The sequence below is a fragment of the Faecalibacterium sp. PGM34 genome (assembly GCF_054456555.1).
In genome coordinates, this window is sequence record NZ_CM136898.1 from 1,758,805 (window position 1) to 1,775,420 (window position 16,616).

The following is a 16,616-nucleotide window of genomic DNA, read 5'->3' on the forward strand; positions in this document are numbered from 1 at the left end:
AGCTATAATGCTAGTATAAGGCGGAACTAGTACAAAAATACTACTTCCGCCGCAACGCTAAGGCAAAGCGAGGAAATCCCCGTTGGAACAACTGATCGACTTTCACGCACCGGAAGTGCAGGCGGTGCTGGATACGCTACTAAAAGATAAATCCACCGGTAAAAACATCATCTGGGCCACCGACCCGCCGGAGGAACTGCAAACGGTGATGTACGAGCCGGTGACGGATAGATCTCAGATCACCACCCAGCAGCTTGGGCTGACCCACTACGAGGTGGTGCTGCCCCGGATGATGAAGCAGACCGACACCCAGCAGCAGCGCACCCGCAAAAAAGGCGAGGTGTTCAGCCCCGCATGGGTCTGCAACAAGATGAACAACGCACTGGATGCCGACTGGTTCCGTGGGCTTGGGGCAGAGGAGAGCGCCGGGCAGTTCACGGTGGAGTTGCCCCAAGGCTGGAATACGGTGGAAACGCCGGTGCAGTTCCCGGTTTGCAAGGGCAGGATCCCGGCATGGGTGCAGTATGTGCAGAGCCGCCGCTTGGAGGTGACCTGCGGCGAAGCCCCCTTTCTGGCGTCCCGCTACGATGCCGCCACCGGCGAGATGATCCCGGTAGCCCGGCGCATTGGCATTCTGGACCGCAAGCTGCGGGTGGTAAGCGAGAACGCCGCCACAGAGGACGAGTGGCGTAAATATGCCACCCATGCGGTGCAGTCCACCTACGGCTACGAGTATCAGGGCGATAACCTTTTGCTGGCACGGGTCAACCTGCTGCTGACCTATGCAGAGCATCTGCAAGCTCGCTGGCAGCGCAAACCCACAAAAGAAGAGTTACAGCCTATTGCCACCATCATCAGCTGGAACCTGTGGCAAATGGACGGCTTGCACCTGTCTGTGCCCGGTGGCAAGCCCCAGCCGGAGACAGAACAGCTTGACCTCTTTTCTATGTTCGGGGCGGCAGAGCTGCAGCCGCCTACGGTATCCTGTAAAGTGAAAAACTGGCGCAAGGGCAGCCATGGAACCGCCCAGAACTTTGAAACCATTCAGGAAGGGAGTACCAGCATGAAGTTTGATTATGTCATCGGAAACCCGCCGTATCAAGAGCAAACAACATCTGTTGTTCCAAAAACAAACGGACAGGTTCGTTCAAAAAGTATTTTTCAATACTTTCAGATTGAAGCTGATAAAATAGCCACTAAAGCAAGTGTGTTAATCTATCCGGGTTCTCGATGGATTCACCGTTCGGGAAAAGGTATGGCAGATTTTGGATTGAAACAAATCAACGATGTAACATTGCGGCGAATAGACTTTTATCCAAATTCAAAAGAAGTGTTTCCGGGACCAGTCGCAATTGCTGATGGCGTTTCTATTGTTCTGAAAGAAAAGGAAAAACAAACACCTAGATTTGATTATGTATATCATAACAATGGTGAGTGTGTCAGCCTTGAAATGGATAACCCGGGAGAAACACTGATTCCTTTGAATCCAAGTGATGCGGTTATTGTAAATAAGGTTGAGCAATTTGTAAATGATAATAAGCTGGATTACTTACACGGTAAAATTCTGTCACAGAAGCTTTTTGGAATAGAAAGCGATTTTGTCGAGAGTAATCCGAATAAGGTTCGAGAATATGTTTCGGATGCTGATGTTGATTTTTCGCATGAGATTAAACTGTTCACAAATGACAAAGCCGGAAAGAAAGGTCGAGCAAAATGGTTTGTTGCAGATAGAAATGTTGTTTCGACTAGTGTGAAGTATATTGATGAGTGGCAAGTTGTAGTTTCAAGTGCCAATGCGGGAGGTCAAAAACGAGATAACCAAATCGAAATTATAGATAACCATTCAGCTTTTGGGCGTGCTAGAGTTGCGTTGAGTTCTTTTACAACAAAACAGGAAGCAGTTGACTTTTATAACTATGCACGGACATATTTGGTCAGATTTATGTTCCTGATGACGGATGAAGCACTAACATCGTTGGGAAAGCGTGTTCCAGATTTGATGGATTATACGGAAAATAATCCTATTATAGATTTTTCTGCGCCATTGGATAATCAGCTCTATCAATTAGTAGGGTTGAAGCCAGCAGAAATTAAGCATATTGAAGATACAATAAATAATCTTAGAAAGAAAAAGGAGATGGCATAATGGCTGGCATAACCCTGCGCACTGCCCGGCAGGTGGTGCCTATGATCTACGCCTATACCACCCCGGAAATTGCCCGGCACAACGGCTGGACGAAGATCGGCTACACTGAGCAATCGGTGGACAAACGCCTGAAACAGCAGACCCACACCGCCGATGTGCTGTACCATGAGGAGTGGCGGGGCAATGCCGTCTACGATGACGGCAGCGGCGAGGTGTTCACCGACCACGATTTCCACGCCTACCTCCGCAAGCTGAACGTGGAGAACGACCGCAAAAATGAGTGGTTCCATCTGGATGGGCAGCAGTCCCGGCGGTATTTTCAGGATTTCCGCATGAACCGGGGCCGGGTGCAGCTGGATGCCGCCATCGCCTACACCCTGCGGGAGGAGCAGGCAAGGGCTGTCCGCGACACCAAGACCTATTACCAGAGCCACCCCGGCGGGGAATACCTCTGGAACGCCAAGCCCCGCTTTGGCAAGACCCTTTCCGTCTACGACTTCTGCAAGCAGGTCGATGCACAGACGGTGCTCATCGTCACCAACCGCCCTGCCATCGCCAATAGCTGGTACAGCGACTATGTGCGCTTTCTGGGCAGGGAGTCCGGCTATCTGTTTGTCAGCCATGTGGATGCCCTTGCCGGGCAGCCCCATGTGCTGGACGAGCAGGGCTATCTGGATGCCGCCGCGCAGGGCGAGGAACTGTATAAGCGCATTGAGTTCGTCAGCCTGCAGGACATGAAAGGCTCCAAGTATTTCGGCGGCGAGTACGACAAGCTGCGCCACCTGACCGAGTTGAACTGGGATGTGCTGGTCATCGACGAAGCCCACGAGGGCGTGGACACCTACAAGACCGACCTTGCCTTTGACCGCATCCGCCGCCGCTTCACGCTGCACCTGTCCGGCACGCCCTTCAAGGCGCTGGCGAACGACAAGTTTGCCGGGGATGCCATCTTCAACTGGACCTACGCCGACGAGCAGGCCGCCAAGCGGAACTGGCAGGGCGCACCGGGGCAGCAGAACCCCTACGCAAACCTCCCCATGCTCAACCTCTACACCTACCAGATGTCCGAGATCATCCGGGACGAGATCCAGCAGGGCGTGGAGATCGACGGCGAAACGCAGGAATTTGCCTTTGACCTGAACGAGTTCTTCAAGGTGAAGTCGGGCGGCAGCTTTGAGCACGAAGCTGAGGTGGACCGCTTTCTGGATGCCATGACCACTCAGAACAAATTTCCGTTTTCCACCCCGGAGCTGCGTGCCGAACTGAAGCACACCTTCTGGCTGCTGAACCGGGTGGACAGCGCCAGAGCGCTGGCGAAAAAGCTGCAGGCGCACCCGGTATTCCGGGACTATGAGGTGATCCTTGCCGCCGGTGACGGCAAGCTGGACGACACGGACGAGAACCAGAAGAGCTTTGACCGGGTAAAAGCCGCCATCGCCCACCACGAAAAGACCATCACCCTGTCGGTGGGGCAGCTGACCACCGGTGTCACCATCCCGGAGTGGTCGGCGGTGCTGATGCTCTCCAACCTGAAAAGCCCGGCGCTGTATATGCAGGCGGCGTTCCGTGCCCAGAACCCCTGTCTTTTCCACGAAAACGGCACCTTCCGCCGCAAAGAGAACGCCTATGTGTTCGATTTTGACCCCGCCCGCACCCTGCTGATCTATGAGCAGTTCGCCAACGACCTTTCACAGGACACCGCCAGCGGCAAGGGCGACACCGGGGAGCGCAAGGCGCACATCCAGAATCTGCTCAACTTCTTCCCGGTCATCGGCGAGGATGAGGAAGGGGAGATGATCCCGCTGGATGCAGAAAAAGTCCTCAGCATCCCCCGGAAGATCAAGTCCAAGGAAGTGGTGCGGATGGGCTTCCAGAGCAACTTCCTGTTCCAGAACATTTCCAACGTGTTCAGTGCGCCGCAGGAGGTGCTGGACATTCTGCAAAACTTCCAGCCCATCAGCGAAGCCAAGGCAAAGCCCATCCAGATCACCCCGGACACCGGCGCAGACCTCTCCCTGAACGACAAGGGCGAGGTGGATTTGGACGAGGGCTACGTCATCGGCAAGGCGGCGGATGTGTTCGGAGCGAAAATCTACGAGAGTACCCCGGCGCTGGACACCGCTCTGCAAGACCTGACCGATGCTCCGGCTCCTGCCAAAGAAGAGCATCTGGAACCTCTGAAAAAGAGCATCACCAAGGAGGTCATCACCCCTATGGTGGAGCAGGCAAAGCAGGAGTATGGTCGGGACCTGAAGCTGTCCGACCAGAAGCGGTTTGAGAGCACCGCCAAGGCCAAGATGGACGTGGCGGTGAACAAGGTGGTGGACAACTACCGCATCAACCAGAGCCAGCTGGAGACCCAGCGCACCCAGCAGCTGCAAAGCTGCACCACTGCCCAGCAGCGCCAGCAGGTGAACCGGGAGTTTGACGCAAAGCAGCAGCAGAGCACCGCCGCCCTGATGGAGAAGCTGCAAACCGCCATCCAGCAGACGGCGCAGGAAATGCAGCAGACCATCGTGCGCACTGTGGAGACCAACCAGAAGGAGCAGGAGAAAAAGGGCTACGAAGACACCGTCCGTGACCATCTCCGGGGCTTTTCCCGCACCATCCCGTCCTTCCTCATGGCCTACGGCGACGAGACCGTGACGCTGGCGAATTTTGACCGGATCATCCCGGACAAGGTCTTTCAGGAGGTCACCAGCATCACGCTGGAGCAGTTCCGCTTTTTGCGGGATGGTGAACCGTACATCAACCAAGCCACCGGACAGGAGGAACACTTTGCAGGCCACCTGTTCGACCCGGTGGTGTTTGACGATTCGGTGAAGGAGTTCCTGAACCTGAAGGTCAAGCTGGCGGATTACTTTGACGAGAGCCGCACAGAGGATATCTTCGATTACATCCCGCCCCAGAAAACCAACCAGATCTTCACCCCTAAGTGGGTGGTGAAAAAGATGGTAGACCTGCTGGAACAGGAAAACCCCGGCTGCTTCGATGACCCCGGCAAGACCTTCCTGGATCCCTACATGAAGTCCGGTCTGTACATTACGGAAATCGTCAAGCGCCTTTACCGCAGCGAGAAGATGCGGCAAGCCTTCCCGGACGATAACGCCCGGCTGGAACATATCTTTGCCAAGCAGGTCTATGGGCTTGCGCCCACCGAGATCATCTACCGCATTGCCATCAGCTACATTTTGGGTTTTGCAAAGGGTCACGGCATCACCGCCCACCATATCCGTCAGGCGGATACGCTGGAATTTGCCAAGGCGGGCACCATGGAAAGGGAACTGGATAAGATTTTCAGAGACTGACAAATAGAATACGGCATAAAACCAAAGGCGGCTGTCTGCATGGGTGCAGATGGCCGCCTTTTTTTGTGCTATACGCGCAACTTTTATGGAAATTTGTTGAAATGGTTACTTTTTGGCCTTTCTCGTCGGCTACCTATTGAGAGGACTTTTTCAAAGTGGGTACTTATGACAACTTTATTACAAAGAGCTGTCAATGGGTGTCAAATGACCTTTCTCGATGCCTACCAAGTGAGAGCATCTTTTTCAAGGTTGATTCAGCCTTGAATACTTCCGTTGTAGCGAATTGCCGGTTTGCAATGGTTGCTCGACAAACCGACGATATTTTAACTCGGCGCTTGCTTCAACTATATTTTCTAAGAACTTTTCAGCAAATTTCTTTTTCGGGTTATATTTTAGCCGTTTTCAATGCCTACCAATTAGAGGGATGATTTTTCGGAAGCCCTAAATTCCGAGGATTTTCTATAAAAATCTGCTCCTTGAAAACAGAATAGTTCAATCTTCCGGTACTTCACAAAAGGTACTTCTGTAATTCGCAGCCCGGCCATAACGAAGGCGGGGTGGCTGAAATGCCAATGGTGCGGTGCAAGCCCGCCGCCGGATGATTCCCCACTCCTAGGGTGCCGAGGGCGAATATGGGAGACCTATATCATATTGACGCAGATGGACTGTAAGTCTATCTGCGATGGGGGAGCCGGAACAATTTCCGGCTCTCGTTACATTGAGCCGGACGAGCTGTTCTTCTGGACAGCTTGCCCGGTGCAGGAGTGCAGAGGACGCAGTCCTTTGCCCCAGTGATATGATGCTGTGCGTCATATCCTACTGGGTATTATCTGACGCAAAATGGCGGCAGATCCAGCAGCTCCGCTGCTGCGCACTCTCCCGGCAAGCTGTTGAAATGAAAGAAGCCTCCGCTAAACCTTATACCAAAATCAGGAAAAAGTAACCAAAACAGGTTCACTTAGGAAGCCAATAATAGGCCTACGAGGCCCACGAATTTAGTGATTTCAGGTGCTATAATAATTGCAGAGATGCAGCATCTTAGTGATTTTCTGCAAAGAAAGAATAACGATGCAACAAGAAATGGGAACGATGCTTCCTACTTTCACCGAAAATTAGGAACTCTCGGTTCCTGTTCGAGTATGAGAACCCGTACCAATAAGTTCAAAACCGAGCAATAAGAGTTCGTAGAGCGGCGATCATGCACATAGCCTGAGCTGATTCAACTGTAATCTCATAGTCTTTGGAAAGGCGTCTGGAATAGTTAATCCATGCCAGGGTACGTTCTACGATCCATCTCTTCGGAAGGATCGTCCACTCGGGCTTGATTCTCGCAGAAATGTCAACCTCCAGCCCCAGAGTCTCTTTGACATCCTGCTCAAAAGTCTTGCGGTAACCGGCATCTGCACAAAAGCGCCGGATGGAGGGATATTTCTCGACCGCCCGTTTTGCAGCAAGAATCCCGGCTTTCGTATCATGAATATTGGCAGCATGTACTACGACAGCGAGCAGGTTGCCCATTGTATCAACTACAATGTGTCTTTTTCGTCCTTTCGTTTTTTTCCACCGTCAATTCCACGCTCCTGAGCCGGACCAGTTGTTTTTACACTTTGTGAATCAATGATTCCATAAGTCGGCTGCGCTTTCTTGTCTGCCTGTTCCCTTGTCTGGGCAACCAGTGCTGCCAGGAGCTTCTCCCATAGCCCGCTTTTGACAGCTGCATGATAAAAGTTGGACACCGTGGTATACGGCGGAAAGTCATGGGGAAGATTACGCCATTTACAGCCATTCTCTACAAGGTATAAGACTGCATCCACAAGTTCCCGTTTTTCCCACTTGCTTTTATGCCCTGCAGGGGGAAAGAGAGGGGCAATCATAGCCCACTGGCTGTCCGTCAAATCGCTGGCGTAATGCTTTCTTTCGTTTTTGATAATCATAGCCACATTATACCACATTTTTGATTATTGGTACAGCTTCTGAGTTTCTTTGCTATACTTTTCTTGCAGAGCGAAAGCAAACTCTTCTAAGCGGAAAGCGACAAACGCCATGATCTCCCACTGAGGGAAGGAGCGGTAGGTCACTTTCTTTGCAGTATAACAAACACATAAATCCTTTTCCGAAAGGATTACCTCTCGATTCCGAGAGAAGATTTCAAGACACGGTCTTGAAATGCGAGACCCGTTGCTTAGAAGAATTGTATCACTCCTGTGATTTGATCGCACGAGTGGCCGTACACAAAAAATACAGGAAAAGAGGGATGTCTATCTGAAATTAACACGACACAACGGACGAGCCGGAACCCACGGCACTTACAACCCCAAGCACAACGACCGCAGTTTCAACCTTGCCAACAGTGAGCACATCGACCCGGAACGAGCCAAGGGCAACATCTACTGGGACTGCTTCCACGGTTTCCGTTCGGCTCTCGCTCCACCCGACCCGGACGATCTGGCGGCAACCTTCTCGGACGTAGAACGGCAATTCTACGAGACCCACTACACGGCCTTCATCAAAAGCCAGAACGAGCGCAACGCCAAGATCCGGCACACAGAGCGCAACCGCTCCATTCCCGACCTGCTGTCCAGCCGCAAGACCTGCCCGGAAGAAACCATCTATCAGCTTGGAACGCTGGATGAACACGCTTCGGCAGAGGACTTGCTGAACATCGTCACCGAGTTCATCGAGGAGTTCAAAGCCAAGTATGGCGACCATGTTCATGTGCTGGACTGGGCACTGCATCTGGACGAAAGCACACCCCATATCCACGAACGTCATGTGTTCGACTGCGAGAACAAATATGGCGAGGTGGCTCCCCAGCAGGAAAAGGCACTGGAAGCGTTGGGTTTTGATCTGCCCGACCCGGCTAAATCCCTCAGTCGCCGCAACAACCGCAAGATCACTTTCGATGCCGCCTGCCGGGAAATGTTGTTTGAGATCGCCAAGCGGCATGGGCTGGAATTGGAGGAAGAAGCGGAGTACGGCAGCCGCAAATATCTGGAAAAGCAGGACTTTATCCTTGCCAAGCAGAAGGAGCAGCTTTCCGCCCAGCAGAACAGGCTGGACGAACTGACCCTGAAAGTTTCGGATATGGAGACCCTGCTGGAAGATGTTTCGGCTGCGGCCTACGACAAGGCGGTGGAGGTCGTGACGGATGTAGTACGCACCGAAACCCGGAAGGAAGATATGCGGATGATCGAGGATACGAAGAAGTGGGTGTTGTCCCCGGAACGCAAGGCTCCGCAGGCCACGAGAGAGTACGCCGCTCACCGTTTGGACACCGTGCTGGACAAGTTCCTCAAGACTATGCAGACCACCGCTACACGTCTGCAAGAGAAGCTGCTGAAGCCGGAAGTCCGGCAGAAGGGCAAGGAGCAGGTCAAGGAGAAAGCACGGGATTCCGTTCTGCAACTGCTGAACCGCTTGCAGGCAGAACAGGCGCAGCGGAATCCATCTGCACCGCCTACCGCCGAGAAGTCAAAAAATCGTTTTCAATAATAGTACGAGGTGATGTTTATTGAGCAAAGAAGTCAACGAAGAACGTGCTCCCCGAACCGTTGAAGATGTAAAGGAAATGCTGTCCAAGCACTCCAACGGCGAAATCCAGCGGACGATCCAGAACTGCATCACGATTCTGCAGAATGACCATGTGCTTGCCGATGCCATCCGGCTGAACCTGTTGAGTGAGCGCATCGACATTGTAAAGCCTGTGGGGTGGCCTCGCTCCGGCAAGACCCTGAACGATACCGACATGAAGTATATCCTGCGCCGAATGGAGAAATACGGCATCTCCAGCGAAAAGAAGATTGAATCTGCCATCCGCATCGTTGCCAACGAGAACCGCTATCATCCCATCCGGGACTACCTGAACGGCCTAAAATGGGATGGAACAGAACGGATAGCCCACGTCTTGCACCATTTTCTCGGTGCTGCGGAGGACGAGTACACTTGCGAAGCCATGAAGATTTTCTTGCTGGGAGCCATTAAGCGCGTGTTCCAGCCGGGATGCAAATTTGAAACTATGCTCTGTCTGGTGGGCGGTCAGGGCGCGGGTAAGTCCAGCTTTTTCCGGCTATTGGCCGTCAAGGACGAGTGGTTCTCGGATGACCTGCGGCGGCTGGACGATGACAACGTGTACCGCAAGCTGCAAGGTCACTGGATCATCGAAATGTCGGAGATGATCGCCACCGCCAATGCCAAAAGCATCGAGGAAATCAAGAGTTTCCTCAGTAAGCAGAAGGAAACCTATAAAGTTCCCTACGAGACACATCCTGCTGACCGTCTGCGCCAGTGCGTCTTTGCTGGCACGACCAACCGGCAGGATTTTTTGCCCCGTGACCGCACAGGCAACCGACGCTTCATCCCTGTTCCGGTGGATGCGGAACTGGCCGAAGTCCACATTCTGGACGATGAAGCCGAATCCCGTGCCTATATCGACCAGCTTTGGGCGGAAGCCATGACCATCTACAACAGCGGCAACTATAAGCTGGCGTTCAGCCTTGCCATGCAGGAAACGCTGCTAGCCCATCAGCAGGACTTCATGCAGGAGGATGCACAGGCTGGTATGATCTATGCCTTTCTGGAGGACTACGCGGGTGACCGTGTGTGTTCCAAGCAGCTTTATGCGGAAGCGCTGGGCAACACCAACATCCCGGCAGAGTGGGAGACCCGCGCTATCTGTGAGATCATGAACACGGGAATTTCGCGCGGCGATATCCAAGGCTGGCAGGCGCACAAGACCGCCAAGCGTTACCCGAAGTACGGTGTTCAGAAAGGCTGGGAGCGCGTAACCAGCCCCGAAACCGGGGCTGAAGATTTCTCCGAAATAACGGATGCAGAAGCTAAGCAGCTGGGCTTTCCCTTCTGATGAATGGCGGCTACACGTCTGGTTACAGGTTCGGTTACACCTTAGTTACGGCGGAAAAGCCGCATGACTGCTGCGTTTTCCTCTTTCTGTAACCATGTAACCTTAAAAGAATAAGAAAAAGTATAAAGCCCACCGAATGCCCCGTGTGCAGAAAAAGGGAGTTTTCCTGCCCGGTTACAGGCGTTCGGTTACAAGGATATGGAGGTCTGCCTATGAAGGATGTCCCGATTTGGGAAAAGAGCAATCTGACGCTGGAAGAAGCTGCGGCTTACTCCGGCATTGGCATCAACAAACTGCGTGAAATTACGAATGAAGATAAATGCAAATTCGTCCTTTGGGTGGGAAACAAGCGTCTGATTAAACGTCGCTTGTTCGATTGCTTTGTCGAGCAAGCATATTCTATTTGAGAGGCTGCCAAAGGCTGCAAATGTGAAACCGTCCTTTTCTCATTCGCTGCGGGTGGAAATCGCATGGTTGATGTGTTATACTGACACTGACCTTATAGATGCGCTTTTCACAGAAAGGAGTTTCTAAATGTCTGAAAAGCGCAAAGATAGCAAGGGCCGTGTTTTGAAGGATGGCGAAAGCCAGAGAGCAAACGGCACCTACGACTATCGTTATACCGATATCCACAAGAAACGGCGTTGTATTTACGCTAAATCCCTGACAGAGCTGCGGAAAAAAGAGGAAGAACTGTGGCGCGATCTGGCAGACGGCATCGACTACGCCGCCGGAGAGATGACAGTGGCTGATCTGGTTGACCGCTATATGAACCTGAAACGTGGGTTGAAACCCAATTCACTTCGGTCGTACAACACAGCGGTCAAGCGGATTCATGCTGACCCTTTCGGGCAAAAAGCCATCAAAACGGTAAAATTGTCCGATGCGAAAGGCTGGTTCGTGTTTCTGCATGACAGCGGTTTCAAGCAAAACACCATAGGAATCCTGCAAAGCGTTGTCAGACCGGCGTTTGAGATGGCGGTAGAGGATGACATTATCCGCAAGAATCCGTTCAAGTTCAAGCTGTCGGACGTTGTGCCAAAGGACGCTTATGTGCGTGATGCTCTGACCAGAGAGCAGCAGATGAAATATCTGCAATTCGTTCAGGACTACGGTGGCAACTATTATGATGATATCGTCATTCTTATGGGAACCGGCTTGCGTGTGAGCGAGCTGTACGGCCTGACACGAGCAGATATCGACTTTGAGCGGCACTGTATCCATGTCCGGCGGCAGCTTTGCCGGACGGCTGAAAAGCCCTACTTTGTCACACCGCCGAAAACAAAAAGCGGTATCCGCAATGTTCCCATGACGGATACTGTTCGAGCAGCGCTGTTGCGTGTGGTAAAAGCCAGAGCGTCCACGAAAGTGGAAGCGCTGGTGGATGGTTGCAGCGGATTTCTCTTTCTGGACAAGTCCGGAATGCCGAAGGTGGCAATGCACTTGGAAAACTATATGCGTGGCGTGCAGGGAAAGTTTGAGAAGGCGTACAGCAAACCTGTTCCGCGCATTACACCTCACGTGCTGCGACACACCTTCTGCACCAATGTCCAGCAGGCCGGGTTGGATGTGAAGAGCCTGCAATACCTGATGGGGCACTCCAATGCCAGTGTGACGCTGGATGTCTACACGCACAGCAGCTTTGAATCGGTTGAAAGAGCCTTTGAACAGATCGCCGGCAACCTGTGATTTTCGACGCATGAAGCGGAATTGCTTACGCCGAAACTTACGCCAAAACTTACGCCAATCACCCGGTAAGTGGCGTAGATTTGTGTAGAAAAGTGTGGATCGTGCAAAAACGGAGAATCTGGAAAAATCGGCTTGTGGCCTTGATAATTCTACAAAAGTCTACGTTTCCCGATATTCGTGATTCGGCTCCAAAAGTGTGGTTTGGAAGGGCGGCATGTACTAAGCCGTACCTATCCTAATAAGATACGCCAGAGAGGCGGAACATCTCTTCGGAGAGGTTCCGCCTCTTTTTATGTATACCCCGCACCTCCGCTGCCCACCCTAACCATAGGGAAAGGGGGCGCGGGAATGTCCGGCAAACGGGTACTGGCGGTGTATGCCGCCTTGCTGCTGGGGTTTATGGTGGTGCTGTGCCGGTTGTATCTGCTGGCGCAGCACCCCGCCTATGCCGCGCGTGCGGCGGCGCAAAGCACGGTTACCCTGCAACTGCCCGCCCGGCGGGGCAACTTTTACGATGTGCAGGGGCGGCTGCTCACCGGGCTGGAGGAACGCTGGCAGGTGGTGTGTTTTCCCGGGCAGGGCAATTACGACCGCCTGTATGCCTGCACTGATGCCGCCGGGCAGGCACTTTTATACCGCAGCCGCAGCCGCGCTGCGCCGTTTTTGCTGGAGGTGAACTGCGACCCCGCCCGCCTTGGGCTGACCAGTTATCCCACCGCCCGACGGTATGCGGCAGTGCCGCTGTGCCAGCATCTGCTGGGCTATCTGGATAGCACAGGTCACGGGGCTGCCGGTCTGGAAAAGGCGCTGGACGCTGTGCTTTCCGGTACAGGAGAGCACAACAGTCTTGTCTGCGCCGTGACGGCGCAGGGTACGCTGCGCACCGGCGAGACGCCCAAACTTTTGCAAGCAGACAGCGGGGCGCTTGGGGTGCAGCTGACCATCTCCCGCCCAGTGCAGCGGGCAGTGGAAGCGGTGGCGTCCACCACTATGCAAAGTGGCTGCATTCTGGTGCTGGATACTGCCACAGCGGCGGTGCGCGCCATTGTCAGCGTGCCGGGCTACGACCCGGAGCACCTTGTTGATAGTTTGCAGGCGGCGAACAGTCCCTTCCTGAACCGGGCAATGCAAAGCTATGCGGTGGGCTCGGTGTTCAAGCCGGTGCTGGCGGCGGCTGCACTGGAAGCGGGCTTGCAGCCGGTTTTCGAGTGCACCGGCGTGGTGGTAGTGGATGGGCAGATCTTCCGCTGCGCGGGCGGGGTGCCGCACGGGCAGGTAGACCTTGCCGCTGCGCTGGAAAAAAGCTGCAACGGCTATTTTATCCGTCTGGGACAGCAGCTGGGCGCAGAAAAACTGCTGGACACCGCCAAGGCCTTCGGCTTTGGACAGAGTCTGCCGCTGGCAGAGGGGCTTGCCGCCGAGGCCGGGCAGCTGCCCACCCCGCAGGAGCTGGCGCAAAGCGGGCAGCTGGCCAATTTCAGCTTTGGGCAGGGCAGTCTGCTGGCCACACCTTTGCAGGTAGCGGCGCTGTTCAACACCATTGCAGCAGACGGCGTATACCGCGCCCCCTATGTGCTGCAAGCCACGCTGGACGAGACCACCGGGCAGCCGTTGGAGACACTCAGCCACCCCCGGGGACGGCGAGTGCTCCCGGCGCAGAGCGCAGCGCTTTTGCGCGCCATGCTGGTACAGGTGGTGAAACAGGGCACCGCGCAGGATGCCGCCGGGCTTCCCGGCGGGGCGGGCGGCAAGACCGGAACTGCCCAGACAGGGCAGTTCACCCCGGAGGGCACTGAGCGCTGCAACCTGTGGTTTGCGGGGTTCTGGCCGGCAGAAAAGCCCCGCTATACCATTGTGGTATTGCAGGACGGTGCAGTGCACACCGCGTACTCCGGCGCGGCTATCTTTGCGCAGGTCTGCGCTGCGCTGGAAGCAGCGGGATAAACGCGCGGATTCTACTTGCAATTCTGGCTTTGTTATGTTACTATATAGTTGTATTTTTGCGTGGTTTTCCGTATTTATAAATAAAAGGAGCGTTACGATTCATGTCTGTTATCGAAATTGTTGGCGGTGCCATTCTGCTGGTGGCTTCGCTGGTCATCGTTTTCCTCACCCTCATGCAGCACACCCACGGTCAGGGCCTGTCCGGTGCCATCAACGGCAGCGTGGGTGGTGCCAACAATGCACGTCTGACCCCGGCAGACCAGATGCTGGCTAAGGTCACCCGCATTGCAGGCGTGGTGTTCTTTGTGGTTGCTATTCTGGCCTGCCTGTTTGCAGGCCGTCTGGCAGGCTGAGAAGGCGTTGCAGCCCCGTGAACGGACGGGGCTGTTTTTCTGTGCAAAAAAGTGCGGGCAGCCGGTTCTGCGGGCTGCCGCAAAGAGGGGACAGGGGAAAGCGCCCGTCCCAAGGCAGGGCTGTGCTCCGCAGGAGATGCACGGCCACGGAAGTGAAGGAGATAATATTTTATGGCAATGCGCGATAAAATTGAGCACGCGATCCAGAATCAGCCGTGCACCGTAAAGGATCTGAAAAATAAGTTCGGCGGGGATCGCGGCGCAGACCGCAAGGTGATGGAGGCTGTGGATCAGCTGGTGCACGAGGCCGTCATCTGCCAGCGGCAGGGCGTGTTCTTCACCGTGCGCAGCGGCCGTGCCGACAAGGCACTGCTGTGCAAGGTGGTAAAGCTGGGCAAGAACTTTGCCTTTGTCATGCTGGAGGACGGCACCAGCGATATCTTCATCCCCGGCCGGTTCACCCGCGGCGCAATGCCCGGCGACATGGTGCTGGTGGAAAAGTTTGCACACCCCCGGGTAGAGGGCAGCGATGAGGGTGAGATCCTTGCTGTTCTGGAAGAGAAGAACGCTCTGGTGGGCACGATGCACCGCATGGAGGGTCGCCTGAAGTTTGTGCCGGACGATTGCCCCGCCATCTCCATGCAGGTCATGCGGGACTGCGAAGGCAGCGCCAAGGACGGCGACAAGGTGGCAGTGGAGATTCTGCTGCGCGGTAACCGTCAGGAGGATCACCGCGTGGGCGTGGCGATGCGCTTTGGCAGCTGTGATGAGGCCAAGCGCTGCGCAAAGGCGCTGCTCTACGCGCAGGATATCCGCAGCCGCTTCCCGGACAAGGTGCGGGACGAGGCCAAAAAGCTGGACAACGCCGAGGTGTCTGATGCGGACTGCGAGGGCCGCATGGATCTGCGCGCCCTGCCCATCTTTACCATCGACAGCGCCGAGACCAAGGATATCGACGATGCCATCAGCCTGACCAAGACCCCGGACGGCGGCTTTGAGCTGGGCGTGCATATCGCGGATGTTTCCAACTACGTCAAGCCCGGCACCGAGCTGGACAACGAAGCCTTTAACCGTGCTACCAGCGTCTACTACGCCGATCAGGTGGTGCCCATGCTGCCCAAGCAGCTGTCTAACGGCATTTGCAGCCTGAACGAGGGTGTACTGCGTCTGGCTTTCTCCTGCCTGATGCGGCTGGACAAGGACGGCAACCTGACCGATTACCGCTTTGTCAAGTCCGTCATCCGCAGCCGGGTCAAGGGCGTGTATTCCGAAATCAACGCCCTGCTGGCCGGTAACGCCGATGACGAGCTGACCGGCAAGTACCACGAGGTACTGGCGCAGCTGCCCGCTATGAAGGAGCTGTACGGCCACCGTGCCCGCCTGCGCAAGGAGCGCGGCTGCATGGACATCGAGAGTGGCGAGGTGAAGCTGATCCTCGATGAGGACGGCCACTGCATCGACGTGAAAAAGCGCACCTCCGGTGAGAGCGAGGCCATGATCGAGGAGTTCATGCTGCTGGCAAACCAGTGCGCCGCCCACTTTGCCCGGGTAAAGCAGATCCCCTTTGTGTACCGTGTGCACGAGGAGCCCAACGCCGAAAAGCTGGAGCGTCTGCACGGTCTGCTGCAGGCCTGCGGTGTCAACGACCACTTTGCCAAGGATGTGCCCACCCCCAAGGAGCTGAGCGCCATTCTGGAGGGCGTGCGCGGCACTGCCTACGAGCAGATCATCAACACCGGTATGCTGCGCTGCATGTCCAAGGCTGTGTACGAGGAAAAGCCCAAGGGACACTATGGTCTGGTGCTGCAGGACTATGCGCACTTCACCAGCCCCATCCGCCGCTACCCGGACTTGGCCATCCACCGTATCATGACCGCTCAGCTCAAGGGTACCGATAAGGACACCATGATCCTGCGTTACAGCGAGTTTGCCGAGGATGTCAGCAAGCAGGCCAGCGAGCGCGAGGTGATCGCCATGCAGATCGAGCGCAAGGCCGAGGACTGCTATAAGGCCGAGTATGCCCGCCGCCATCTGGGCGAGTGCTACGAGGGCCGCATCTCCGGCGTGACCCAGCGCGGCCTGTTCATCGAACTGGAAAACGGCGTGGAGGGCTTTGTGCCCGCTTCCAGCCTGACCGCCACCGGCACCATGCTCACCGAGGGTGTGCGCCTTTCCGACCCCGTTTCCGGCAAGAACTGGAATCTGGGCGATACCATGATGATCACCATCGTGCGCGCAGACGTCAATCTGGGCAAGATCGACTTTGAGGTCGCCCCGGAAAGCGCAAAGCAGTGACCGTATCATAAAACAAAAAC

General features: G+C 54.9%; 11 protein-coding genes. 9 read left to right on the forward strand and 2 right to left on the reverse strand.

Features of this window, described 5'->3' with window-relative positions; all coding sequences use genetic code 11:
- The first annotated feature begins 82 nt into the window (after nucleotides 1-82).
- The gene (locus ACXPUX_RS08165) at nucleotides 83-2,146 is read left to right on the forward strand and encodes an Eco57I restriction-modification methylase domain-containing protein (protein ID WP_458827868.1); all 2,064 of its coding nucleotides are present in this window, start codon (nucleotides 83-85) and stop codon (nucleotides 2,144-2,146) included.
- A complete protein-coding gene (locus tag ACXPUX_RS08170) occupies nucleotides 2,146-5,454 on the forward strand; it encodes a DEAD/DEAH box helicase family protein (RefSeq protein WP_458827869.1) in 3,309 nt (1,102 codons plus the stop codon). The genes ACXPUX_RS08165 and ACXPUX_RS08170 overlap by 1 nt, the downstream gene beginning before the upstream one ends.
- Before the next feature lie 1,161 nt (nucleotides 5,455-6,615).
- Here ACXPUX_RS08170 and ACXPUX_RS08175 read toward each other — a convergent pair.
- Nucleotides 6,616-6,972 (reverse strand): transposase, encoded by a 357-nt coding sequence (locus ACXPUX_RS08175; RefSeq protein ID WP_458827870.1) that lies wholly within the window; start codon nucleotides 6,970-6,972, stop codon nucleotides 6,616-6,618.
- Between the two features lie 8 nt (nucleotides 6,973-6,980).
- Nucleotides 6,981-7,388 carry a transposase gene (locus ACXPUX_RS08180; RefSeq protein WP_437446789.1) on the reverse strand — a complete coding sequence of 136 codons (408 nt, stop codon included), beginning with the start codon at nucleotides 7,386-7,388 and terminating at the stop codon, nucleotides 6,981-6,983.
- A gap of 718 nt (nucleotides 7,389-8,106) precedes the next feature.
- Between ACXPUX_RS08180 and ACXPUX_RS08185 the strand changes: the two genes are divergently transcribed.
- The 7 genes from ACXPUX_RS08185 to rnr all read left to right on the forward strand — a co-directional run bounded on the left by ACXPUX_RS08185 (nucleotide 8,107) and on the right by rnr (nucleotide 16,596).
- Nucleotides 8,107-8,946: a hypothetical protein gene (locus tag ACXPUX_RS08185; RefSeq protein ID WP_458827871.1), complete on the forward strand. Its 840-nt coding sequence runs from the start codon at nucleotides 8,107-8,109 to the stop codon at nucleotides 8,944-8,946.
- Between the two features lie 76 nt (nucleotides 8,947-9,022).
- Nucleotides 9,023-10,315: a virulence-associated E family protein gene (locus tag ACXPUX_RS08190; protein WP_458831194.1), complete on the forward strand. Its 1,293-nt coding sequence runs from the start codon at nucleotides 9,023-9,025 to the stop codon at nucleotides 10,313-10,315.
- Nucleotides 10,316-10,527: 212 nt separating this feature from the next.
- A complete protein-coding gene (locus tag ACXPUX_RS08195) occupies nucleotides 10,528-10,722 on the forward strand; it encodes an excisionase (RefSeq protein ID WP_055185100.1) in 195 nt (64 codons plus the stop codon).
- A 127-nt stretch (nucleotides 10,723-10,849) separates the two neighbouring features.
- A complete protein-coding gene (locus ACXPUX_RS08200) occupies nucleotides 10,850-12,004 on the forward strand; it encodes a tyrosine-type recombinase/integrase (protein WP_458827872.1) in 1,155 nt (384 codons plus the stop codon).
- A 348-nt stretch (nucleotides 12,005-12,352) separates the two neighbouring features.
- Entirely contained in the window at nucleotides 12,353-13,948 is a 1,596-nt protein-coding gene (locus ACXPUX_RS08205; protein WP_458827873.1) for a peptidoglycan D,D-transpeptidase FtsI family protein, read from the forward strand.
- Nucleotides 13,949-14,049: 101 nt separating this feature from the next.
- The gene (gene secG, locus ACXPUX_RS08210) at nucleotides 14,050-14,301 is read left to right on the forward strand and encodes a preprotein translocase subunit SecG (RefSeq protein ID WP_005923602.1); all 252 of its coding nucleotides are present in this window, start codon (nucleotides 14,050-14,052) and stop codon (nucleotides 14,299-14,301) included.
- Nucleotides 14,302-14,472: 171 nt separating this feature from the next.
- Complete coding sequence (gene rnr, locus ACXPUX_RS08215; protein ID WP_458827875.1) at nucleotides 14,473-16,596, forward strand: ribonuclease R; 2,124 nt, start codon at nucleotides 14,473-14,475, stop codon at nucleotides 16,594-16,596.
- Nucleotides 16,597-16,616 lie beyond the last annotated feature (20 nt).